General features: G+C 42.7%; 20 protein-coding genes. 18 read left to right on the plus strand and 2 right to left on the minus strand.

The features are described from left to right. Nucleotides 1–68: 68 nt before the first annotated feature. From spoIVB to J2S07_RS13620, 4 genes are all read left to right on the plus strand, one after another. Nucleotides 69–1,361, plus strand: a complete 1,293-nt coding sequence (gene spoIVB, locus J2S07_RS13605) for a SpoIVB peptidase (RefSeq protein ID WP_370872827.1) — start codon at nt 69–71, stop codon at nt 1,359–1,361. Between the two features lie 255 nt (nt 1,362–1,616). Further along, nucleotides 1,617–2,414, plus strand: coding sequence for a sporulation transcription factor Spo0A (gene spo0A, locus J2S07_RS13610; RefSeq protein ID WP_307150954.1), 798 nt, complete (start codon nt 1,617–1,619; stop codon nt 2,412–2,414). 112 nt (nt 2,415–2,526) lie between these two features. Next, nucleotides 2,527–3,912 carry a flagellar assembly protein A gene (locus J2S07_RS13615; RefSeq protein ID WP_307150955.1) on the plus strand — a complete coding sequence of 462 codons (1,386 nt, stop codon included), beginning with the start codon at nt 2,527–2,529 and terminating at the stop codon, nt 3,910–3,912. A 104-nt stretch (nt 3,913–4,016) separates the two neighbouring features. Beyond that, nucleotides 4,017–4,742, plus strand: a complete 726-nt coding sequence (locus tag J2S07_RS13620) for a glycerophosphodiester phosphodiesterase (protein ID WP_307150956.1) — start codon at nt 4,017–4,019, stop codon at nt 4,740–4,742. A gap of 46 nt (nt 4,743–4,788) precedes the next feature. Here the strand turns inward: J2S07_RS13620 and J2S07_RS13625 are convergent, their stop codons facing one another. Beyond that, the gene (locus J2S07_RS13625) at nt 4,789–5,040 is read right to left on the minus strand and encodes a DUF2627 domain-containing protein (RefSeq protein ID WP_307150957.1); all 252 of its coding nucleotides are present in this window, start codon (nt 5,038–5,040) and stop codon (nt 4,789–4,791) included. Between the two features lie 192 nt (nt 5,041–5,232). Between J2S07_RS13625 and J2S07_RS13630 the strand changes: the two genes are divergently transcribed. From J2S07_RS13630 to J2S07_RS13690, 13 genes are all read left to right on the plus strand, one after another. Next, the gene (locus tag J2S07_RS13630; protein ID WP_307150997.1) at nt 5,233–7,308 is read left to right on the plus strand and encodes a sigma 54-interacting transcriptional regulator; all 2,076 of its coding nucleotides are present in this window, start codon (nt 5,233–5,235) and stop codon (nt 7,306–7,308) included. A gap of 156 nt (nt 7,309–7,464) precedes the next feature. Then, nucleotides 7,465–8,373 (plus strand): phosphate butyryltransferase, encoded by a 909-nt coding sequence (yqiS, locus tag J2S07_RS13635; RefSeq protein WP_307150958.1) that lies wholly within the window; start codon nt 7,465–7,467, stop codon nt 8,371–8,373. Nucleotides 8,374–8,407: 34 nt separating this feature from the next. After that, nucleotides 8,408–9,502 carry a branched-chain amino acid dehydrogenase gene (gene bcd / locus J2S07_RS13640; protein ID WP_307150959.1) on the plus strand — a complete coding sequence of 365 codons (1,095 nt, stop codon included), beginning with the start codon at nt 8,408–8,410 and terminating at the stop codon, nt 9,500–9,502. An 85-nt stretch (nt 9,503–9,587) separates the two neighbouring features. Beyond that, a complete protein-coding gene (gene buk, locus J2S07_RS13645; protein WP_307150960.1) occupies nt 9,588–10,706 on the plus strand; it encodes a butyrate kinase in 1,119 nt (372 codons plus the stop codon). Between the two features lie 5 nt (nt 10,707–10,711). Beyond that, nucleotides 10,712–12,133 (plus strand): dihydrolipoyl dehydrogenase, encoded by a 1,422-nt coding sequence (lpdA, locus tag J2S07_RS13650; RefSeq protein WP_307150961.1) that lies wholly within the window; start codon nt 10,712–10,714, stop codon nt 12,131–12,133. A 21-nt stretch (nt 12,134–12,154) separates the two neighbouring features. Continuing rightward, nucleotides 12,155–13,147 carry a thiamine pyrophosphate-dependent dehydrogenase E1 component subunit alpha gene (locus tag J2S07_RS13655; RefSeq protein ID WP_307150962.1) on the plus strand — a complete coding sequence of 331 codons (993 nt, stop codon included), beginning with the start codon at nt 12,155–12,157 and terminating at the stop codon, nt 13,145–13,147. 12 nt (nt 13,148–13,159) lie between these two features. After that, nucleotides 13,160–14,143: an alpha-ketoacid dehydrogenase subunit beta gene (locus J2S07_RS13660; protein ID WP_307150963.1), complete on the plus strand. Its 984-nt coding sequence runs from the start codon at nt 13,160–13,162 to the stop codon at nt 14,141–14,143. A 34-nt stretch (nt 14,144–14,177) separates the two neighbouring features. Then, nucleotides 14,178–15,443, plus strand: a complete 1,266-nt coding sequence (locus J2S07_RS13665) for a dihydrolipoamide acetyltransferase family protein (RefSeq protein ID WP_307150964.1) — start codon at nt 14,178–14,180, stop codon at nt 15,441–15,443. 320 nt (nt 15,444–15,763) lie between these two features. Beyond that, nucleotides 15,764–17,593: a methylmalonyl-CoA mutase family protein gene (locus tag J2S07_RS13670; RefSeq protein ID WP_307150965.1), complete on the plus strand. Its 1,830-nt coding sequence runs from the start codon at nt 15,764–15,766 to the stop codon at nt 17,591–17,593. Continuing rightward, nucleotides 17,586–19,769 carry a methylmalonyl-CoA mutase gene (gene scpA / locus J2S07_RS13675; protein ID WP_307150966.1) on the plus strand — a complete coding sequence of 728 codons (2,184 nt, stop codon included), beginning with the start codon at nt 17,586–17,588 and terminating at the stop codon, nt 19,767–19,769. Before J2S07_RS13670 ends, scpA begins: the two co-directional genes overlap by 8 nt. Next, nucleotides 19,756–20,805: a methylmalonyl Co-A mutase-associated GTPase MeaB gene (gene meaB / locus J2S07_RS13680; protein WP_370872828.1), complete on the plus strand. Its 1,050-nt coding sequence runs from the start codon at nt 19,756–19,758 to the stop codon at nt 20,803–20,805. The genes scpA and meaB overlap by 14 nt, the downstream gene beginning before the upstream one ends. 253 nt (nt 20,806–21,058) lie before the next feature. Further along, the gene (locus tag J2S07_RS13685; protein ID WP_307150968.1) at nt 21,059–21,496 is read left to right on the plus strand and encodes a BrxA/BrxB family bacilliredoxin; all 438 of its coding nucleotides are present in this window, start codon (nt 21,059–21,061) and stop codon (nt 21,494–21,496) included. A 146-nt stretch (nt 21,497–21,642) separates the two neighbouring features. After that, on the plus strand, nt 21,643–22,638 hold the full coding sequence (locus J2S07_RS13690; protein ID WP_307150969.1) for an aromatic acid exporter family protein: 996 nt from the start codon (nt 21,643–21,645) through the stop codon (nt 22,636–22,638). Between the two features lie 44 nt (nt 22,639–22,682). On the opposite strand, the gene prli42 is transcribed toward J2S07_RS13690, so the two are convergent. Next, the gene (prli42, locus tag J2S07_RS13695; protein ID WP_307150970.1) at nt 22,683–22,778 is read right to left on the minus strand and encodes a stressosome-associated protein Prli42; all 96 of its coding nucleotides are present in this window, start codon (nt 22,776–22,778) and stop codon (nt 22,683–22,685) included. 161 nt (nt 22,779–22,939) lie between these two features. Here prli42 and mce point away from each other — a divergent pair, with 161 nt between their 5' ends. Then, nucleotides 22,940–23,353 (plus strand): methylmalonyl-CoA epimerase, encoded by a 414-nt coding sequence (mce, locus tag J2S07_RS13700; protein ID WP_307150971.1) that lies wholly within the window; start codon nt 22,940–22,942, stop codon nt 23,351–23,353. The last annotated feature ends 4 nt before the right edge of the window (nt 23,354–23,357 follow it).

A 23,357-nucleotide genomic window follows, 5' to 3' on the forward strand; every position in this document is an offset into this window, starting at 1 on the left:
TCCGAAGCAGGCAAAATTAAAGATGTAGCCATTTCAAAGTGTGTGGACTAGAAGCGAGGAGAGTGAAGATGTTGAGTTTTGACCTTCTTAGAAAAATAATTGGTGGAATTCTCCTTGTTTCAATCGTTGCAATTGGATTTTCCAAACCAGTTCAACAATATTTTCAAATACCAAAAGAAATCACGATGTTTGAAGGGCAGAATTTTGAATTCGCAAAATCGAAGCCTGTTTCGGCTGAGTTAACCCATGATGACGATAGTGTTTCGCTAAATAATCATGATCATACCGTCTCATTAAACGCCAAAAAATATGGAAAAAATGAAATGCTCTTAGAATTAGCAGGCTTTCCTGTGAAAAAGGTCGATGTTAATGTCTTAAAGGATTTTAGAGTGATACCGGGTGGACAATCGATTGGCGTCAAACTAAATACAGTTGGCGTTCTAGTCGTTGGGCACCATCAAGTAAATACCTCTGAGGGGAAGCAATCACCTGGGGAAATTGCTGGAATTAAGGTTGGAGACATTATTACGAAGATAAATGGGAAGCAAATTGATAAAATGTCGGATGTTGCCCCCTTTGTTCAAGAAGCGGGGGAATCCGGGAAACCTCTAAAAATTGAACTTGGACGGGAAAGTGGAAAAGCGACAACAGAATTGATGCCACTAAAGGAAAAAGGCGAAGAAAAATTTAAGCTGGGTCTTTATATACGTGACTCGGCTGCAGGGATCGGAACGATGACTTTTTATCATCCCGAATCAAAGCGCTATGGTGCTTTAGGGCATGTCATCTCCGATATGGATACGAAGAAGCCTATTGTTGTGGAGGATGGACAAATCGTCCGATCTACCGTCACGTCGATTGAAAAAGGAAGCAATGGGGACCCTGGTGAGAAGTTAGCTCGATTCTCTTCAGATAGAGAAGTGATTGGAAATATTCAAAGAAACAGTCCTTTCGGGATTTTTGGTAAGCTAAATCGAGATCTTGAAAATGGTGTGATGGATAAGCCAATGCCAATTGCCCTATCCCATCAAGTAAAGGAAGGTCCTGCGCAAATCCTAACGGTTGTTGATAACGACGAGGTTAAGCTCTTTGATATAGAAATTGTGAGCACCATTCCACAAAAGTTCCCTGCTACAAAGGGGATGGTCATAAAGGTAACAGATAAGGAGCTTCTTGATAAAACTGGAGGGATTGTCCAGGGGATGTCAGGAAGCCCTATTATCCAAGAGGGAAAGGTTGTTGGTGCAGTTACCCATGTTTTTGTGAATGACCCAACCTCTGGATATGGTGTTCACATCGAATGGATGCTAAATGAAGCAGGAATCGATATTTACGAAAAGGAAGAAGAAAAAGCAAGTTAAACAAAAAGGCGGCCTGAGTCGCCTTTTTGTATTAAATAAAGATTTTTCGACAAAGTTTACTTCTGAAAAAAATCAACCATCGAAAATAGTCGAAAATAAGAGAAAACAGGAGGAAAATTAAGATTTTACCTGTTTTTCTAGAAAAAATAAAAAATGAAAAGGATTTTTATTGGCTTTGTCGAATTGAATATTTAGAATAAAGATAAAGAAATCATTTCAGAGACGAGAAACTCAGGATTGAGGAGGAAACTACAGGTGAAGAAGATTAAAGTATGTATAGTGGATGACAATCGAGAGCTGGTGGGTTTGTTAGAGGATTATATTTCCTCACAGGAGGATATGGAAGTTGTAGCAGTTGCTCATAACGGTCAAGAATGCCTCGAGGTATTATCGCAAACAGACCCAGATGTTCTTGTTTTAGATATAATCATGCCACACCTAGATGGATTAGCTGTTTTGGAAAGATTACGCGAGTCAAAAAAGAATTCATTGCCAAACGTCATCATGCTTACTGCATTTGGTCAGGAGGATGTAACGAAAAAAGCAGTTGAGCTTGGGGCATCCTATTTTATTCTAAAACCATTTGATTTGGAGCATTTAGGAAATCATATTCGTCAAGTAAGCGGTAAGGGAAGCCCGATCATGAGAAAATCCACTGGCATCCAAAGCGGAACTAGACAGGTAGTGGAAGAAAAACCAAAAAATCTTGATGCAAGCATCACAAGCATCATTCATGAGATTGGAGTACCCGCACATATTAAAGGATACTTGTATTTAAGAGAGGCTATCTCGATGGTTTATAATGATATCGAACTTCTTGGCTCGATTACCAAAGTGCTATATCCAGATATTGCGAAGAAATACAATACGACGGCAAGCCGTGTCGAGCGTGCGATTCGCCATGCCATTGAGGTAGCGTGGAGCCGTGGAAATATTGATTCCATTTCTTCCTTATTTGGCTATACAGTTTCCATGTCAAAAGCAAAGCCAACCAATAGCGAGTTCATCGCCATGGTGGCTGACAAACTGCGCTTGGAGCATAAGGCTTCTTGAAAGAGGTAGGATTTTCACAGTTGTTTGAAAGAAGACGTCAAATTGGCGTCTTTTTATTTTCTATATTTCCTGTTATGGTAAATATATAGAATTTGCAGAGAAGGGCAAAAAAATGACAAATAGCATACAGGAAATTGTGACTGTTACCATTTCAAAAGACAAAATGCAAGCGACAGTTAACCTTAATTGTTCGCAGGTAGAATTAAGGGAGAAGCAGGAGTTTTTTATAGGGGAAATTCTAAGGCTATTACTTGAACAAAAGGTAACCGAAGGAATTAAAATGGATCTTCTTCAGGGAGAATTAGAGCCCCAAAAAGAATATATTATTGCAAAGGGAATTGCACCAATCGATGGTGAGGATGCAAGGATCGAGTATTTCGCTCCCACCGAACGGAGACCTACCATACGTACGGATGGAAAGGCTGATTTTTATGATATGAACTTCATCGATGAAATCCGGAAGGGAGCCTGGCTAGGAGAAAAGATACCCGCAACGGATGGTTCACCAGGTAAAACAGTTACAGGGGAATTGGTTGTTCAGAAAAAAGGCAGGGATATGAAGCTCTTATATGATCGGAGGACGGTTGCGGAGGTTGTAGAAGGAGAGAAAATCGTTTTAAGAGCCTTAACTGACGGAGTATTAACCTTTAAGGATGGAAAAATAGCAGTAGGAAGCCATTTAATGATCGATGGGGATGTAGGAGTAGAAACAGGAAATATCGATTTTGATGGAAGCGTCACCATTAAAGGGATCGTCCAGCCAGGCTACTCCGTCAAAGCAACAAAGGACGTTTCCATACTTGGTGAGCTAGGATTGAGCAAGGTAAAAATGGTTACGTCTGTATCAGGAGATATTTTTATCAAAGGTGGAGTGTTCGGCCAAGGGGAATCAACTATTAAGGCCGGAAAAAATATCTTTATTAAGCATGCGAATAACTGCATTCTCCTAGCCAAAGGGGATATCCATATTGGCTACTATTCGATTGGCAGCTATCTTAAGGGGAGGAATATTTTTGCAGACGAGAAAAATAGCAAAATCATTGGTGGGAAAATCGAAGCAAAGGGAAAAATAGTGGCATCGATAATCGGGAATCGAATGGAAAGAAAGACCTGGGTAAGTGTAGAAGGATTCAATCGAGAGAGCCTTACAGAACAGCTAGTGGAGAAGCTTCTTCAATACAAGAAAGAGGCTTTGGCTTATGAAGGGTTGAAAAAACATGTGGAGGCTTATGAGAATTCAAAACTTACTGAGGAAGAGCATCTTGAATATTTACGGATGCTTGATGACCTGGATGCCCAATTAGCAAAAGTAAGTGAGCTTGATGAAAATTGTAAAGAAATCGCAAATCTATTGGAGGTGAAAGGTGAAGGGGAAGTAACCATTAAAGAAGTGGCATACCCGGAAACTTTCATAGAGATCCAAAAGATTCGAAAAAGAATTTCTTCCGAGGTTAAAGGAACTTTTTACATTGACAAGGGTGTCCTGCGCTTTGAATAAAGGGAAAAGCGATTTTGATTTCTTTTGCAAGACAATCAAAGTCCTTTTTTGATACAATGGCCTTAAAAGAATTTCCTAAAAATAGCAAAATAGGAGTGACCCCAATGACCCTCATCTTTGCCCATCGCGGCTATTCCGCGAAATACCCTGAAAACACGATGAAAGCTTTTAAAGAGGCCGAAAAGGCTGGTGCCGACGGGATTGAACTTGATGTCCAATTAACAAAGGATGGCGAGATTGTTGTCATCCATGATGAAAAGGTCGACCGAACAACAAATGGTACTGGATATGTCATAGATTTCACTTTCGAGGAGTTACGCAAACTGGATGCTGGCCATAAGAAATCTTTGTTGAAAAAGGAGCCAATCCCCTCCTTAAGGGAAGTGTTAGAATGGTTAAAGACGAATAATTTAAAGTGTAATATCGAAATCAAAAGCAATCTGGCCACTTTTATGAAAATTGAACAGCCGGTGATCTCTATGGTTCAAGAATTTGGTCTCTCTGATCGGATTATTATCTCGTCCTTCAATCACTATAGTCTTGTCTATTGCTATCGAATTGCTCCGGAGATTGAAATTGCCCCTCTCTATGCGGAAGGATTGTATATGCCCTGGGTCTATGCCGAATCGATTCGAGCAAAGGGGATGCATCCAAAATTTAAGGTTGCCCCAAATGAGATTATCAAAGCCTCCATGGAGTATGGGATTGATGTAAGACCGTATACGGTGAATAAGGAGAAGGAGATGCGGCGTTTATTTGAAATAGGCTGTACCGCCTTCATTACTGATGATCCAGTACTTGCATTAAAAATTCGGAAAGAATATCATTAAAAAATGCTTGGTGGGAGAACCCATCAAGCATTTTTGTTTAAAATCCTTAATTTTTGTTATTCGTTTTAAACCTAGGCTGGACTTTATTTTTCTTCCTGTCTCTGTGAAGAATAAAGCCCCCAATAAATCCTAAACCAACTACAAATAATAATAAGCCCACAAGAAATTGCAGCCATAAAAGGGATGAAGTGAATGGACCATTTGTAATTCCGAAGACCATATCTCGCATCAGTTTAATCCCGTATGCCGCTATGACTCCTGGTATGACTAGTATTAATAATGCAAATAAGCGTACCATATAAATCCTCTTTCTCGTTTAATCACCTTTTATTATAGCACTTCTATGGTAAATAAGAAGTTAGAATCCCTACTTCATAAATTAAACTAAAATTTGTCAAAGAATCAATTAAATACTACAATACAACTGTATGAAAGATTTTTCACGATAGGCATGAAAAAAATTTCTAGCATAAAGGCAGGTGAAACGATGATGCAAACAGTCATGATTGTTGGGGCGGGCAAGGGCGGCATGTCCATTCTTAAGATATTACGAGAAACTGCCGTGTTAAACGTCGTGGCTGTCATCGATCATAATCCGAATGCGCCGGGAATCGAATTTGCCATGCAGCAGGGAATTCAGGTCGGGACGGATTGGAAAGCTTTTTTGACGGATCAGGTCGATATCGTTATTGAAGTCACTGGAAGAGAAGCAGTCTTTAAAGAAATTCGTCAGGCAATCGGGCAAAGCACCATCTTAATTCCAGGTAGCATGGCTTTTCTCATCGCGAAGCTAATTGAGGAGAAAGAAGCTCTTATTACAAAACTGAAAAATGAAACGGTTAAGCGTGATTTAATCTTCAATGCAACAAGTGATGGCATGATTGTCGTTGACAGAGATTCCCACATTATTCTCATTAATAAAAGCGCAGCCGAAATGGTTGGAGTGGATAAACAGAAGGTGCTAGGAAAGCATGTCCTCGATGTAATTCCGTCCAGTCGACTCCCAGCGGTTTTAAAAACAGGTCGTCCAGAAATGAACAAGGAACAAATGCTAGGAAATGGATTGAAAATCATCACAACACGCATCCCAATCATCGATGCGAACCAGGAGCTGGTGGGGGCCTTTGCTGTTTTCAAAGATATTACTGAGGTGGTTCATCTTGCTGAGGAATTAACCAATCTCAAAGAAATCCAGACGATGCTCCATGCGGTGATTCAATCAAGTGATGAGGCCATTTCCGTCGTAGATGAGGAAGGAAAAGGAATTATCATTAATCCTGCGTATACCAGACTAACTGGGTTATCAGAGCATGAAGTGATCGGTCAGCCTGCGACAGCCGATATTTCTGAAGGAGATAGCATGCATATGCAGGTCCTCAAGACTCGAAGGGCTGTGCGTGGAGTGGCGATGCGCTTGGGTCCGAATAAAAAAGAGGTTATCGTGAACGTGGCTCCGGTTATTGTAGATGGGAAGCTTAAGGGAAGTGTTGGTGTTATTCATGATATGTCAGAGCTCAAAAGTTTAAATCGTGAGCTCAGTCGAGCAAGACAAATTATTCGGACCCTTGAAGCAAAATATTCTTTTGAGGATATTATCGGTGATTCGGATGAAATGAAGCTGGCGATTGAGCAGGCAAAGCTCGGGGCAAAGACACCAGCGACTGTTCTCTTACGAGGAGAATCTGGGACGGGAAAAGAGTTGTTTGCCCATGCCATACATAATGCGAGTGATCGAAGATTTAATAAATTTGTTCGTGTAAATTGTGCAGCGATTTCAGAATCACTGTTAGAAAGTGAGCTCTTCGGCTATGAGGAGGGAGCTTTTTCTGGTGCGAAAAGAGGTGGAAAAAGAGGGCTGTTTGAAGAAGCGAACAATGGCAGTATCTTTTTGGATGAAATCGGAGAGTTAACGGCGAATACTCAAGCAAAGTTATTGCGAGTTCTTCAGGAGAATGAAATTACTCGGGTAGGTGGAACGAAGCCAATTTCGATAAATGTACGAGTAATTGCTGCCACAAATGTCAATATTGAAAAAGGGATCATTAACGGAACCTTCAGGGAGGATTTATACTATCGATTAAATCGAATGCCGATTCATATTCCTCCACTAAGAAATCGCAAGGAGGATATCCCTTTATTATGCAATCGATTGCTTGAGAAAATCAATCAGGATTACGGCCGGAATGTAGAAGGGATTTCAGCAGCGGCTAGAAATCGGCTCCTTCAATATCATTGGCCGGGGAATGTCAGGGAGCTTGAGAACATCCTTGGCAGAGCCGTTATTTTCATGAGTAATCACGAATCCGAAATTGACCTTGAACATTTGCCAGAGTTAGTCCGAGATACGACAGGAAAACCGGATCATGTGTCACTCCCTCTTGCCGAAGGAAAGACCCTCCATACCCTAGTTGAACAGTTTGAAAGGAATCTGATCGTTGACATGCTAAAAAGGATGAAGGGGAATAAGACTGAAACAGCTAAAGCCTTAGGCTTATCCGTAAGAAACCTCTATTATAAGCTTGAAAAATACAAAATTGCCAATGATGGCATGCAGGATTTTTCATAGGTATGAAAAAAAATTCATGGTTTATGGTCAATTATTAAAACGCTTTCATTATTTTTCTCTTGGCACGTTTCTTGCAGAATAATATCTGCCAAATTATAAATCTGTATTCGACCGTGATAATAAGAGAAGAGTCATGAGAAGGAGGTTGAATACTGAATGAAATTGGATTCGCTAATTGAAAGAGCCAGCCAATTTGGAGAAAAGACGGTCGCAGTAGCTGCTGCAGAAGATGAGGAAGTACTTGAAGCTATATGCCATGCCTTGCAATTAAATCTAGCTCGTTTCTTATTATTTGGTGATAAGGAGAAAATATCGGCGATGATGGAGAGAAAATTTCCAGGAATGCATCAACATCAAAAACTGGAAATGATTCATACACCGACAAACTCCCTTGCCGTTGAGAAAGCAGTAAGAGCAGTTCATATAGGTGAAGCCAATGTGTTAATGAAAGGGAATGTCCAAACGGCTACCTTGTTAAAGACCATTCTAAATAAAGAGTATGGACTAAGAACGGGTCGGATCCTTTCACAGGTGGCTGTCTTTGAAATACCGGACTTCGAACGATTCATCTTCATTACGGATTCAGCTATGAATATGGAGCCAAATGTTGAGCAAAAGGCTGAAATAATATCGAATGCCGTTCAAATTGCGAGAAGTATTGGTTTAGAATGTCCACTTGTTGCCCCAATCGCCGCTGTTGAGGTGGTGAATCCGAACATGCAGGCAACAATCGATGCGGCCATTCTAACTCAGATGAACCGAAGGGGACAAATTGTAAATTGCATTGTCGACGGACCACTCGGCTTTGATAATGCAGTATCAATTAGTGCTGCTGAACATAAGAGCATTAACAGTGAAGTTGCCGGTCGCGCCGATATTCTTTTAGTACCGACACTCGAGGTGGGGAATGCTCTGTATAAATCATTAACCTACTTTGCCAAGGCAAAGGTCAGTTCCGTTATTGCTGGGGCGAAGGCACCCATTGTACTCACTTCTCGTGCTGACACTGCCGAAGCCAAGTTTAATTCTTTAGTATTAGCGATATGTTCCGCAAATGAAAGCTGAAATGAAATTTTTAACTCAAAGGAGAGGTTGAAAAATGGAAATTTTTAAATATATGGAAACTTATGATTATGAACAGCTCGTTTTTTGTCAGGACAAACAATCTGGATTGAAGGCGATCATTGCCATTCACGATACGACATTAGGGCCAGCTCTAGGTGGAACGAGAATGTGGACTTATGATTCTGAGGAAGCAGCGATTGAGGATGCCTTGCGCTTAGCCAAAGGCATGACTTACAAGAACGCTGCAGCTGGATTGAATCTAGGTGGTGGAAAGACGGTAATTATCGGTGATCCTCGTAAAGATAAGAACGAGGAAATGTTCCGTGCATTCGGTCGCTATATTCAAGGCCTGAATGGACGCTATATTACCGCAGAGGATGTCGGTACAACGGTAGCGGATATGGATTTGATTCACGAAGAAACCGATTATGTAACAGGGATTTCTCCTGCATTCGGTTCATCAGGAAATCCTTCACCAGTCACAGCCTATGGCGTATATCGTGGAATGAAGGCTGCAGCTAAAGCAGCATTTGGAGATGACTCCCTAGAAGGAAAGGTCATTGCGATACAAGGAATCGGCAATGTTGCCTATAATTTATGTCGCCATCTTCATGAAGAAGGTGCAAAGCTCATCGTTACTGATATTAACAAAGAGGCTGTCGGTCGAGCTGTAGAAGAATTTGGCGCTACCGCTGTTGATCCGAATGAAATCTACGGAGTCGAGTGTGATATTTATGCACCTTGTGCTCTTGGTGCGGTTATTAACGATGATACGATTCCTTTAATGAAAGCGAAGGTTATTGCGGGTGCGGCTAATAACCAATTAAAAGATACTCGCCACGGTGATATCATTCATGAAATGGGGATCATTTATGCACCGGATTATGTCATTAATGCTGGTGGAGTTATCAATGTTGCAGACGAACTCTATGGCTATAATCGTGAGCGTGCGATGAAGCGTGTGGAAACCATCTACAACAATATTGAAAAGGTAATTGAAATTGCCAAGCGAGATGGAATACCTACGTATAAGGCAGCTGATCGAATGGCGGAAGAGCGGATTGAAAGAATGCGCAACTCCCGAAGCCAGTTCCTTCAAAATGAACATCATATTTTAAGCAGAAGATAAAGAATGTAAGGAGAATAAGCTGAATAGGTGAACTGCATTCAGCTTTTTTTCCTACCTAGTCATCGTTTTATTGGAGGGTTATACTGTGCCACAATCTGTTAATCGAATTCTCGTCATCAACCCTGGCTCGACTTCCACAAAAATTGGAGTTTTCGATAATGAGCTACCCATATTTGAAAAAAACATTCGTCATGATCGGGAAAGATTAAGTGAATTTAACAAAATCATTGACCAATATGAATTTCGCAAAAATACGATTCTCGAATCATTGGATACAGAAGGAATTAATATTTCGAAGCTCGATGCCGTATGTGGACGTGGAGGCCTGCTTCGTCCGATTGAAGGCGGTACTTATCGAGTGAATGATTCCATGCTCTCTGATTTACGTGCAGGCTTTGCTGGTGAGCATGCTTCTAACCTCGGGGGGATTCTTGCTTTTGAAATCGCAGCAGGGTTAAATATTCCGGCCTATATCGTTGATCCTGTCGTAGTCGATGAAATGGAGCCGGTTGCACGTATTTCGGGCTTTTCTTTAATCGAAAGGAAAAGTATTTTTCATGCTCTTAACCAAAAAGCAGTCGCCAGAAGAGTCGCCAAGGAGCTGGGACTGAAGTACGAGAATCTCAATTTCATTGTCGCTCATATGGGCGGCGGTATCACAGTTGGGGCACATAAAAAAGGTAGGGTAGTCGATGTCAACAATGGCTTGCACGGTGATGGCCCTTTTAGTCCTGAACGCGCTGGAACCGTGCCCGCAGGAGATTTAGTTTCCCTCTGCTATTCAGGCCAGTATTTTTTTGAGGAAATCATGAAAAGGCTTGTCGGACAGGGTGGCCTCGTCGGTTACTTACAAACGAATGATGCTCTTCAAGTCGAAAACATGATTGCAAATGGTGATGAAGAGGCTCGTCTTGTATATGAAGCGATGGCCTATCAGGTTGCGAAGGAAATTGGTGCTGCTAGTGCCGTTTTGGCAGGAAAAGTGGATGCCATTATTCTAACAGGAGGACTCGCTTACGGAAAAGAGTTTGTCAGCACTATTAGTGAACGGGTTCACTGGATAGCTGACGTCATTGTGAAACCGGGTGAGAATGAGCTGCAGGCACTCGCTGAAGGGGCGCTTAGAGTTCTGCGCGGTGAGGAAAGAGAAAAAGAATATCATGTGGCTTCTAATAGTAATGAGAAGGTTCTTAAAGGGAGGTAGTCACGGTGGCGAAGGAATATGATTTAGTGATTTTAGGTGGGGGTACAGGCGGATATGTAGCAGCAGTCCGTGCCGCACAGCTTGGATTGAATACAGCTATTGTAGAAAAAGAAAAGCTTGGCGGAACATGCCTGCACAAAGGCTGTATTCCAAGTAAAGCGCTTTTAAGAAGTGCTGAGGTATTTGCGACAATTAAGCGCAGCGAGGAATTTGGCGTGGAGACATCTGGTGTGGCCCTTAATTTCGCCAGAGTTCAGGATAGAAAAACGAAGATTATCGATCAGCTTCATAAAGGCGTCGAGCATTTAATGAAGAAGGGAAAAATCGATGTCTATGAAGGGCTTGGAAGGATATTGGGCCCATCCATTTTCTCACCTATGCCAGGCACGATTTCTGTTGAAATGAATAATGGTGAAGAAAATGAAATGCTTATTCCGAAGAATGTCATCATCGCAACCGGCTCTCGACCAAGAACTCTTCCGGGATTAGAAATTGATGGGAAGTATGTGATGACCTCTGATGAAGCACTGCAAATGGAATCGCTTCCAAGCTCCATCATTATTGTTGGCGGTGGAGTGATTGGAATCGAATGGGCATCCATGCTTTCTGATTTCGGAGTAGATGTGACTGTATTAGAATATGCGGATCGCATTATTCCTACAGAGGATAAGGATATTTCCAAAGAAATGCAAAGATTGATGAAGAAAAGGAAAATCAAAGTTGTTACAGGAGCAAAGGTGCTTCCAGAAACCTTACAAAAGGGAGAAGGAGTTGCGATTTCTGCGGAAGTAAAGGGAGAGCAAAAAGAATTCCATGCTGAGAAAATGCTCGTTTCCGTAGGGCGCATGGCAAATGTAGAAGGAATTGGCCTTGAGAATACAGATATACAAGTTGAAAAAGGCGTGATCGTTACGAACTCTTTTTATCAAACGAAGGAATCTCATATCTACGCGATTGGGGACTGTATTGGTGGGATGCAGCTAGCACATGTCGCTTCTCATGAGGGGATTGTTGCTGTAGAGCATATAGTTGGAGAGAGCCCAGAGCCTCTTCAATATCACTTGATTTCCAGATGTATCTACAGCTCTCCAGAGGTTGCTAGTGTCGGCTTGACAGAGGATGAAGCGAAGGAAAAAGGACATAAGGTCAAGGTGGGCAAGTTCTCATTTCGTGCCATTGGCAAAGCGCTTGTTTTTGGTGAATCCGATGGCTTTGTCAAAATGATTGCCGATGAAGACACAAATGATATTTTGGGAGTGCATATGATTGGTCCTCATGTGACTGACATGATTTCTGAGGCAGGGTTAGCACAAGTGTTGGATGCAACACCTTGGGAGGTTGCCCACACGATACACCCGCATCCAACCCTATCCGAAGCAATTGGAGAAGCAGCCTTAGCAGTAGATGGCAAGGCAATTCATGGATAATTTTTCCGAGGAGGGAATTGAATGGCTGAAAATCGTCATAATGCTCTAGGTTTGAGCGATCAGGATGTATTATCAATGTATGAAACGATGCTATTGGCAAGACGCATCGACGAACGGATGTGGCTTTTGAACCGTGCTGGTAAAATTCCTTTTGTCATTTCATGTCAGGGTCAGGAGGCAGCACAGGTTGGGGCAGCATTTGCTTTAGATAAAGATAAGGACTATGTTCTTCCTTATTATCGGGATATGGGCGTGGTCCTCACCTTTGGCATGACAGCAAGAGATTTAATGCTTTCAGCCTTTGCGAAGGCAGAGGACCCAAATTCTGGTGGTCGTCAAATGCCAGGGCATTTTGGACAGAAAAAGAACCGCATTGTAACAGGCTCATCCCCTGTAACCACTCAGGTTCCCCATGCGGTCGGTGTAGCACTCGGTGGAAAGATGGAAGGGAAGGACTTAGTTGCCTTTGTCACCTTTGGAGAAGGCTCCTCGAACCAGGGGGACTTCCATGAGGGGGCAAACTTTGCGGGTGTTCATAAACTACCTGTTATTTTCATGTGTGAGAATAATAAATATGCGATTTCCGTCCCGATTGAAAAACAGCTAGCCTGTGAGAAGGTATCAGACCGTGCCATTGGATATGGTATGCCGGGAGTGACAGTGGATGGAAATGATCCCCTTGAGGTTTACAAGGTCGTGAAGGAAGCTGCTGAACGTGGTCGTCGTGGGGAAGGTCCGTCCTTAATTGAGACCATTTCCTATCGTCTCACTCCGCATTCCTCTGATGACGATGACCGTAGCTACCGTGCACCGGATGAAGTAGCTGAGGCGAAGACGAAGGATCCAATCATCACTTTTGGTGCTTATTTGAAGGAAACCGGTGTCATGGATGATACCCTTGAAGCAGCCATTAATGAAAAGGTTATGAAAATAGTAAATGAAGCGACAGATTACGCAGAAAATGCTCCATATGCTGAACCAGAATATGCGTTGAAGCATGTCTATGCTGAGTAAGGGGGAGATGAAATGCCAGTAATTTCTTATATTGATGCCGTGACGATGGCTATTCGCGAGGAAATGGAAAGAGATCCGAAGGTTTTCGTTCTTGGTGAGGATGTCGGGAAAAAAGGTGGAGTCTTTAAGGCGACGCAAGGGTTATATGAACAGTTTGGCGAGGACCGTGTAATGGATACTCCCCTTGCTGAATCGGCAATAGCAGGAGTTGGTATCGGAGCGGCAATGTACGGGATGCGCCCCATTGCCGAAATGCAATTTGCAGATTTTATTATGCCTGCTGTCAACCAGATTATTTCGGAGGCTGCGAGAATTCGTTATCGTTCCAACAATGATTGGAATTGTCCCATTGTCATTCGTGCTCCTTATGGGGGAGGGATTCATGGGGCATTGTATCATTCCCAATCAGTTGAAGCGATTTTTGCCAACCAGCCCGGACTCAAAATTGTCATGCCTTCCACCCCTTACGATGTGAAGGGACTTCTTAAGGCAGCGATTCGAGATGAGGATCCTGTTCTCTTTTTCGAGCATAAAAGGGCTTATCGTCTGATCAAGGGTGAGGTTCCAACGGATGATTATGTTCTCCCAATCGGTAAGGCAGACGTCAAATGCGAGGGCGACGATATTACTGTCATTACTTATGGGCTCTGTGTTCATTTTGCCCTACAGGCTGCGGAAAAATTAGCGAGCGAGGGAATTTCTGCTCATATTCTCGATTTACGGACCATTTATCCTCTTGATAAGGAGGCCATTATCGAAGCGGCTTCAAAAACTGGGAAGGTCCTCCTTGTCACAGAGGATAATAAAGAAGGCAGCATTATCAGTGAAGTATCCGCGATTATCGCAGAGAACTGCCTTTTCGATTTGGATGCACCAATTAAGCGATTAGCAGGTCCGGATGTTCCTGCGATGCCTTACGCACCTACAATGGAGAAATTTTTCATGGTCAATCCTGAAAAAATTGAGAAAGCGATGCGGGAATTAGCTGAATTCTAGAATCTAGAGGATTTAACCGTAAGGAGGTTGTCATATGGCCATTGAGCAAATTAAAATGCCACAATTAGGGGAAAGTGTGACAGAAGGCACCATTAGCAAGTGGCTCATTGCTGTTGGAGATAAAGTAAATAAATACGACCCGTTAGCAGAGGTCATGACTGATAAAGTGACGGCTGAAATCCCTTCCTCTTTTACAGGAGTGGTAAAGGAGCTAATCGCCGAGGAGGGCGATACCCTTGCAGTCGGACAAATCATTTGCACGGTTGAAATCGAGAGCAGTGGTGAACCGGTGATAGACTCTGAACCAGCATTAGTGGAAGAAAGTCCATCCGAAGTACCAGCTGCTACAGAGGCAAGCAATCGAGCTCGTTATTCTCCGGCTGTTCTGAAGCTTTCTCAGGAGCATGGCATTGATTTGAACCTTGTTCAAGGAACAGGTGCAGGTGGACGTATTACGAGAAAAGATATTCTAAAGCTTGTGGAATCTGGAAATATTCCACAGCCGATACAGAAGATAGATCAACCAAGTAAGGTACAAATCGCTCACGACCCTATGCCAAATCTAAAGCAAGCGCCTCAACCAAATATTCCAGTCGGTGTAGGTGATACAGAAATTCCAGTCACAGGAATACGGAAGGCGATCGCTGCCAATATGCTTCGCAGTAAGCATGAAATCCCTCATGCCTGGACGATGGTCGAGGTTGACGTGACCAATCTCGTCAATTATCGCAATTCCGTAAAAGATGATTTCAAAAATAAGGAAGGGTTTAATTTAACCTTCTTCGCCTTCTTCGTAAAAGCAGTCGCCCAGGCTCTAAAGGAGTTCCCGCAAATCAATTCCATGTGGGCCGGAGATAAAATTGTTCAGAAGAAGGACATCAACATTTCGATTGCAGTTGCGACCGATGAGGCCTTGTTTGTTCCTGTGATAAAAGCAGCTGATGAAAAGTCGATAAAGGGTATTGCTCGGGAAATTACCGAGTATGCTTCTAAGGTGCGAAGTGGAAAGTTAACGAGTGAAGACATGCAAGGAGGAACCTTCACTGTTAACAATACGGGTTCCTTTGGCTCCATTCAATCAATGGGGATCATCAACTATCCCCAGGCTGCTATTCTTCAGGTGGAATCGATTGTGAAGAGACCGGTCATTATCAATGACATGATCGCCGTTCGCGATATGGTTAATCTCTGCCTATCTCTCGATCATCGAGTCCTGGATGGCCTCATTTGTGGAAGATTCCTTCAAAGAGTGAAGGAAATCCTTGAGCATGTGAGCGAGGAGAATACGCCAATTTATTAAGCTCTTTTCTCAAACATTGTTGCTATTGAACAATCAATAATTAGACAAAACGATGCTTGATGTAGTCTATCTGTAGAAACAACGGAGAAAAGTGCTGCTCAATCTATGCGTATCGCACGCCTAGTATGAAACGGAATGGCCGGTATTAGGGACATTCCAACAATCCGTGCGAAAATAGCCATTTATTAGGAAGAATATGATAGAGGAATCGTCACCCATGGTGGCGGTTTTTTCTCTTCATTGATAAAATAAAGATAATACATATTGTTTGAATCTTAGCACAACTGTTTCTCGTAATCTGGACAGGAGGAGAAGCCTATATGGATGTCAAGGAAATGCGTGAATACACATTCCCGACAAGCACATTGGAGGAATGGCAGAAAAAAAGTGAAGAGTCTCTTAAAGGGAGAAAAATAGAAACACTTGAAAAGCAAACTTATGAAAATATCAAACTAAAACCGCTTTATACAAGGGCTGAAGGAACTCCACAAAGCCAATATCCAGCTCAATCTGATTTTAGAAGAGGATTTCAACCACTTGGCTATTTCAAAGAGGAATGGAGGGTAGCACAAAAGCTTTCAACCGAAAACGGAACATTAAAAGAAACACTCTCCAAAGCATTTGACAGTGGGCAAACAGCAATTGCATTGGATGTTACAACCGCTGTATTATCCCAATTAAAGGAAATGGAAGAGTTTCATGATCAATACCCTTATAGCGTGAATGCAAGGGAGCACCATGAAGAAATGATAAAAGTAGTAAGTGGCTTTTCAAACGCTGGTTCTGGTACAGGCTTTATAGCCAAAGACCCAATCGCTCTTCTTGCAGAACAGGGGGCTAGTGAAGATATCCTCAATGAAAAATATGATTCTTTTCATAACACGGTTAAAAAAGCTAGAGTGAGCCTTCCATATGTTCGAACCATTTTGGTTGACACGATTCCATATCATAATGGTGGAGCAAACGCCGTTCAAGAGTTAGCCATCGCCCTAAGTACGGCGGTCACTCATATTGAAGAACTTCTTAGTAGAAGAGACCTCTCTATCGAGGAGATTATTTCAAAGCTTGTCTTCCAATTTGCGGTTGGTGCAAACTTCTTTATGGAGCTATCAAAGCTTAGAGCTTCTCGAATTCTCTGGAATAAAATAATGGAGGCCTACGGGATAGCGGAAGAAAAAAGGGAAATGGTCATTGCTGCTTCAACTTCCAGCTACACGAAAACGGTGTATGACCCATATGTGAACATGCTTCGTGCTGGAAGTGAGGCCTTCGCAGCTGTTCTAGGTGGTGTTCAATATTTGCATGTGAGTCCTTATAATGAGCCAGAAGGAATCACGACGGACTTTTCGGACCGTATCGCTCGAAACATCCAGCTGATTTTAAAGGAAGAAGCCCATTTGACGAAAACGGTCGATCCAGCAGGAGGCTCCTGGTACATTGAGCATCTAACAACTGAGCTTGCGGAAAAGGCATGGGAGCTCTTTCTTTCAATTGATGAAAGAGGTGGCATGATCGAAGCATTGAAGCAGGGCTGGCTGCAGTCAGAAATAGCTGCTGTACAAGCAAAAAGGAAAGAAGCGATTTCCACAAGGAAGCAAACGATCGTTGGAACTAATCGCTATGCCGATCTCCGTGGGGACCGGCTTGAAATACCTGAAAAGGTAGATCTTTTCACGGGAGGTTTTATCGAGCCCATTCCACAAAGAAGGCTGGCCGTGGTTTTTGAACAGCTAAGGAAAAAAGCAGATTCATTAACAAAGCCCTTTGTTGGTTTGATTACACTTGGTGAATTAAGAACCCATAAAGCACGCCTTGATTTCGTCAATGGCTTTCTTGCTCCTGGTGGAATTGAAGGGGTTGCAAGTGGGGAAGTGAATAGGGCTGAAGAGGCTCTAGCTTTTATGAAAGAGTCGAATTACAGGCATTACTGCCTATGTGGATCTAATGAACAATACGAGGAATTCGGGTTAGAGATAGCTAAGCAAATCAAAGCAGAGTATCCCGATATTCAGCTTTATCTTGCTGGTTTGCCGACAAACGAGGAAAAATGGCTGCAAATCGGGATAAGGGATTTTATCCATTTAAAGAGCAATTGCTATGAAACATTAGCTGCTCTTATCGCTGAAATGGAGGTGGCATCGGATGAGTAAGCCAGATTTTAAAAGCATTTCACTTTTTTCAGAGGAAAAGGCAGGGAAATCGGATTGGAAGCAAAAGGCTGAACAAGCTATTAATCAGTCGATTGATCAGGTCTTTTCCGAGACCAATGAGGATATAAAAATAAAGCCTTTATATACTGAAGCGGATCGTGAACAACTGGAGCAGCTTGATCATTTACCAGGATTGCCACCGTACACAAGGGGGCCATATCCGACGATGTACGTCAATCGTCCATGGACCGTCCGCCAATACGCTGGCTTTTCAACAGCTGAGGAAAGCAATGCCTTCTATCGCCGCAATCTAGCGATGGGACAAAAGGGATTATCTGTTGCCTTTGATTTGGCAACACACCGTGGCTATGATTCCGACCACCCTCGTGTTGTCGGTGATGTCGGCAAAGCCGGAGTTGCCATCGATTCGGTCTTGGATATGAAAACATTGTTTGACGGGATTCCTCTTGATCAAATGTCTGTGTCGATGACGATGAACGGAGCAGTCCTGCCTGTGCTGGCCTTTTATATTGTGACAGCAGAAGAGCAGGGAGTTTCCCAGGAGAAGCTGTCCGGCACAATTCAAAATGATATTTTGAAGGAATATATGGTACGCAATACGTATATTTATCCACCTGAAATGTCGATGAGAATTATCGCTGATATTTTTGAGTATACGTCGACCTATATGCCGAAATTTAATAGCATTAGTATTTCCGGCTATCATATGCAGGAGGCCGGTGCGCCTGCAGATATTGAATTGGCCTACACGCTTGCCGACGGGCTTGAATATGTACGAACAGGGCTCAAGGCAGGAATTGACGTTGATTCCTTTGCCCCACGATTATCCTTCTTTTGGGCGATTGGAATGAACTACTTTATGGAAGTGGCAAAAATGAGGGCAGCTCGTATGATTTGGGCCAAAATGATGAAGTCCTTTAATCCGAAAAACCCAAAATCATTGGCATTAAGAACCCATTCGCAAACATCAGGCTGGAGCCTAACAGAGCAGGATCCATTTAATAATGTTACGCGCACCTTGCTTGAAGCCCATGCAGCTGCAATGGGGCACACACAGTCCCTCCATACGAACGCTTTAGATGAGGCGATTGCGCTGCCAACCGATTTTTCAGCAAGGATTGCACGAAATACCCAGCTCTTCCTGCAGGAGGAGACGGGGATTACCGATGTGATTGATCCATGGGGTGGCTCCTACTATGTCGAGGCATTGACTGACGAGCTCGTAAAGCGTGCCTGGGAGCATATAGAAGAAATTGAAGAATTAGGTGGCATGGCTAAGGCGATTGAAACGGGCTTACCGAAAATGAAAATTGAAGAAGCAGCAGCAAGAAGACAGGCGCAAATTGATTCCGGAAAGGAAACGATCATTGGGGTCAATAAGTATCGCCTGGAGCATGAAGAGCCACTTGAGATCCTTGATATTGATAATACCGCTGTGCGCCAAAGACAAATTGAAAAGCTCGCTGAATTGAAAGCGAGTCGGGATGAGGCAAGGGTGAAGGTAGCACTTGAGGCGATTACGAAGGCTGCGGAGACGGGTGAAGGAAACCTTCTTCAATTATCTGTTGAGGCTGCGAGAGCAAGAGCAACCTTAGGCGAAATCTCAGAGGCTATTGAAAAGGTTACGAACAGACATAAAGCAGTCATTCGCTCTATTAGCGGTGTCTATAGCTCGGCATTTTCAAATGAAGAGGAAATAGCGGAAATTAGGGAGATGACCGAGGAGTTCTTGGCTAATGAAGGGCGGCGTCCAAGGATTCTTATAGCCAAAATGGGTCAGGATGGCCATGATCGTGGTGCCAAGGTGATTGCGACCGCATTTGCCGATTTAGGCTTTGATGTCGATATCGGACCATTATTTCAAACTCCTGAGGAAACAGCATTGCAAGCAGTGGAAAATGATGTTCATGTCGTCGGGATCAGTTCCCTAGCTGCGGGTCATAAAACCTTGCTGCCACAGCTTATTGAAGAACTCAAAAAGCTTGGACGGGAGGATATTTTGGTCGTCGTCGGTGGAGTCATTCCTGCCCAGGATTATCAGTTCTTATACGAGCATGGTGCTGCCGCTATTTTTGGACCGGGAACGGTGGTTCCAGTCGCTGCGCAAAAGGTTGTACGTGCCATCTATGAAAGACTAGGCTATGAGGAAATTTGAGATGAAGGATGGAAAACAGCCTGTTCGTTTTCAAAGAAAACGGGAAAATACACTGTCTGTGGAAGAGCTTTATGAAGGTATTTTGAAGGGCGAACGGACCATTTTGGCACGGGCGATTACTTTGATTGAAAGCAATGCTGAGCACCATTTTCAAAAAGCACAGGAGCTTTTGACTAAGCTTCTTCCCCACGCTGGAAAAGCACTCAGGATTGGCATTACCGGTGTTCCAGGGGCTGGGAAAAGTACTTTCATTGAGGCCTTTGGAACCTATCTTTGTGGCCTTGGTTTGAAGGTGGCGGTTCTCGCAGTTGACCCTAGCTCGAGCGTAACGGGTGGCAGCATTCTTGGTGACAAAACAAGAATGGAGGAGCTTGCTCGAAATCCGAAGGCCTTCATTCGTCCTTCCCCCTCCAGTGGAAAATTAGGTGGGGTTCATAGGAAAACGAGAGAGACGATGCTAGTTTGTGAGGCTGCTGGTTTTGATGTCATCCTAGTTGAAACCGTTGGGGTTGGGCAAAGCGAGGTCCTTGTTCGAGAAATGGTTGATTTTTTCATGCTCCTTGTCCTAACGGGTGCCGGAGACGAGCTTCAGGGTATGAAAAAAGGAATTATGGAGCTTGCGGACGGAATTTTTGTCAATAAAGCGGATGGAGATAATAAACCATTTGCTGAGAAGACAAAGCGGGAATACAACCAAGTGCTCCATTTCTTACAGCCGGCGACAAAGGGCTGGGAGACGAAGGCTTACACGTGCTCGGCTCTATTTCATGAGGGAATCGACCGTGTCTGGGAAACGGTCAAAGCCTTTGACGAAAATACGAAGCGAACGGGGATTTTTGAAGAAAGGCGAAGAAAGCAAACGAAGGAATGGATGAGGTCAATGATTTTGGACCAGCTCCAATTCAGCTTTTTTAATCATCCCGCAGTGAAGGAGCTGCTCCCGAAATTTGAAAATGAAGTAATGGCTGGAAATCGAACCGTCTCTTCAGCGATCGATAGTCTTTTTCAGCATTACTTTCAAGAACAAAATGAATAAAAAAAGAGCTACCACGAAAATTTGTGGCAGCTTGAATAGGGGTAAATATGGGATAGTTATTGCTACTCTGTATTTACCCACTATATAAAAGGGTAAACCTATTTTTACAAATCTTCTAATTATTTCGAAGAAAATAATGCGAAGCCTATTCTTTAGGCAGCTTTGCAATCAAGAACATCAATTACTTGTCATAATCCCTTACCAATTGTTATTATGTAATAAACTTCAATTACAATAAAGGGAGCGAATATAGATGAACATGGATTTTAATTTATTCATGAATGATGTCGTTCGTCAGGCTCGACAAGAGATTGTTGCGGCAGGATATAAAGAATTAGCTACGCGTGAAGAAGTGGATGAAGCGTTGAAGCAAGAAGGCACAACGCTTGTGATGGTGAATTCTGTATGCGGTTGTGCGGGAGGGATTGCTCGTCCAGCTGCAATGCATTCGCTTCATTATGATAAAAGACCGAATCAGCTAGTAACGGTTTTTGCAGGACAGGATAAGGAAGCAACGGAACAAGCACGTTCCTATTTCACAGGGTATCCACCATCCTCACCATCCTTTGCATTGCTTAAAGATGGAAAGCTTTGTACCATGATTGAACGCCATGATATTGAAGGCCATAGCCCAATGGAAGTGGTGCAGAAGCTTCAGGATGCTTTTGAGCAATATTGTGAAGAGATTTAAGCCTCGGTATCTCCGAGGTTTTTTTCATGGAGTAAATTGAAATAATAATTAGTAATACCGATTTTCGCACGGATTGTGATTCAGGAATGTCCTTAATGCCGGCCATTCAGTTTCATACTAGGCGTAATAAATACTTGGGGGAGCATATGAAATTCAAAATTGGGTATCGAACCATTAAAACAGCTTTGGGGACGACGATTTCTATTTTATTGGCACAATCGTTGGGATTTTATAATTTTGCATCTGCAGGGATCCTCACCATTCTTTGTATTAAGCCGACGAAGATCATGTCTGTAAGGGCAGCTGTAGATCGGATGATTGCTTGTATCATTGCGATGGGCTTTTCGGCTGTATTTTTTGAGGTGCTCGCCTACAACCCGATTATAATCGGGGTGATGCTATTATTTTTTATTCCTACGGTTGTTAGTTTTAAGGCACAGGAAGGAATTGTGTCTAGCAGTGTGATCATTTTACACTTCTATAATGCCAAGCATGTCACCCTTGGTTTATTCCTAAATGAACTTGGTATCATTACGATAGGGATTGGAATAGCCCTGTTGATGAACCTTTACATGCCGAGTGTGGAGAAAAGACTTTTAGACTACCAGAATGAGATCGAGGGACAATTTCGAAAAATCATAAGGGAGATTAGCCATTATCTGAGGACAAATGATTGCCGCTGGGATGGCGAGGAAATTACTAATGCGGCAAAGCTTATCGATACAGCCAAATCCTTAGCATTTCAAGACGTGGAAAATCACTTTCTCCAGAATGAAAATTTATATTATCATTATTTTAAAATGCGAGAAAGACAGTTTGAAGTCATTGAACGAATCCTTGAATTAGTCGCTTCTATCCCTGTTCCAGTCATCCAAGGACAAATGATAGCCGATTTCCTCGATGAATTAGCGGATTTCGTCAGTCCGGGAGAGATTTCAAAGGATTTTCTCGAGAAATTGCTTGAGATGCGGAGGCAATTTCAAAATATGGAGCTTCCAAAATACCGTGAGGAGTTTGAGGTTCGTGCAGCTCTTCTGCAAATACTAAAAGAAATAGAAGCGTATTTAACGCTGAAACAATCCTTTAAGTTTCTTAAGAGGGAGAAGAAAAAGTATGTACGAGGTAGTATCGAATTAAGGTAGCGGAGCAGAAAGACCTGATTTTTTGTCAGGTCTTTTCCATTTCATTATAGGAACATTGATAGTCCGAGCAACAAAGTCGATGCTAGCATCGCGAATATCATTAAGTAAACAATCATTTTTCTTGTTTTTCTATTTTTCATAGATATATCCCTCCCTGTTTCCAGATCGTCTATTCCTATTTTACTAATGTTTTCGGAAATGAACAACCGCTCGATTTAGGGAAGGAAATAAGAACTTTTTATCGAATAGTATTTTTATCGAATAGTATAACAACATCGTGCAAAGGTTGGAGGGGGAGAACATGATTAAAAAAGTGGATCATATCGGAATTGCGGTGAGGTCTCTAGAAGAATCCTTGCCGTTTTATACAGAGGTATTGGGGCTCAAGTTACAGGGGATTGAAGAAGTAGAAAGTGAGAAGGTAAAGGTTGCCTTCATTCAAATTGGGGAAACAAAGCTAGAGTTGCTAGAGCCGACAAGTGCTGACAGTGCCATTGCAATGCATATCGACAAACGAGGGGAAGGCATTCATCATATTGCCCTCGGGGTCGATTCGATAGAAGCTAGAATAGCCGAAATGAAGGAAAAAGGAATCAACATGATCAATGATCAAGCAAAAATAGGGGCAGGGGGAGCATTAGTCGCTTTTATGCACCCGAAATCAACGGGGAAAGTTCTGATGGAGCTATGTGAGAAAAAGGAAAAGGGAGAGTAGTAGG

Origin of the sequence: Anoxybacillus andreesenii, assembly GCF_030813005.1 — a bacterium.
GTDB classification, from domain to species: Bacteria; Bacillota; Bacilli; order Bacillales; family Cytobacillaceae; genus Robertmurraya; species Robertmurraya andreesenii.

Excerpts from the sequence above, each read along its gene's own strand:
- spoIVB (WP_370872827.1), top strand. The coding sequence starts at position 69 with ATGTTGAGTTTTGACCTTCTTAGAAAAATAATTGGTGGAATTCTCCTT.
- J2S07_RS13615 (WP_307150955.1), top strand. The coding sequence starts at position 2,527 with ATGACAAATAGCATACAGGAAATTGTGACTGTTACCATTTCAAAAGAC.
- J2S07_RS13620 (WP_307150956.1), top strand. The coding sequence starts at position 4,017 with ATGACCCTCATCTTTGCCCATCGCGGCTATTCCGCGAAATACCCTGAA.
- J2S07_RS13625 (WP_307150957.1), bottom strand. The coding sequence starts at position 5,040 with ATGGTACGCTTATTTGCATTATTAATACTAGTCATACCAGGAGTCATA.
- J2S07_RS13630 (WP_307150997.1), top strand. The coding sequence starts at position 5,233 with ATGCAAACAGTCATGATTGTTGGGGCGGGCAAGGGCGGCATGTCCATT.
- yqiS (WP_307150958.1), top strand. The coding sequence starts at position 7,465 with ATGAAATTGGATTCGCTAATTGAAAGAGCCAGCCAATTTGGAGAAAAG.
- bcd (WP_307150959.1), top strand. The coding sequence starts at position 8,408 with ATGGAAATTTTTAAATATATGGAAACTTATGATTATGAACAGCTCGTT.
- J2S07_RS13655 (WP_307150962.1), top strand. The coding sequence starts at position 12,155 with ATGGCTGAAAATCGTCATAATGCTCTAGGTTTGAGCGATCAGGATGTA.
- J2S07_RS13660 (WP_307150963.1), top strand. The coding sequence starts at position 13,160 with ATGCCAGTAATTTCTTATATTGATGCCGTGACGATGGCTATTCGCGAG.
- J2S07_RS13665 (WP_307150964.1), top strand. The coding sequence starts at position 14,178 with ATGGCCATTGAGCAAATTAAAATGCCACAATTAGGGGAAAGTGTGACA.
- J2S07_RS13670 (WP_307150965.1), top strand. The coding sequence starts at position 15,764 with ATGGATGTCAAGGAAATGCGTGAATACACATTCCCGACAAGCACATTG.
- scpA (WP_307150966.1), top strand. The coding sequence starts at position 17,586 with ATGAGTAAGCCAGATTTTAAAAGCATTTCACTTTTTTCAGAGGAAAAG.
- meaB (WP_370872828.1), top strand. The coding sequence starts at position 19,756 with ATGAGGAAATTTGAGATGAAGGATGGAAAACAGCCTGTTCGTTTTCAA.
- J2S07_RS13685 (WP_307150968.1), top strand. The coding sequence starts at position 21,059 with ATGAACATGGATTTTAATTTATTCATGAATGATGTCGTTCGTCAGGCT.
- J2S07_RS13690 (WP_307150969.1), top strand. The coding sequence starts at position 21,643 with ATGAAATTCAAAATTGGGTATCGAACCATTAAAACAGCTTTGGGGACG.
- prli42 (WP_307150970.1), bottom strand. The coding sequence starts at position 22,778 with ATGAAAAATAGAAAAACAAGAAAAATGATTGTTTACTTAATGATATTC.
- mce (WP_307150971.1), top strand. The coding sequence starts at position 22,940 with ATGATTAAAAAAGTGGATCATATCGGAATTGCGGTGAGGTCTCTAGAA.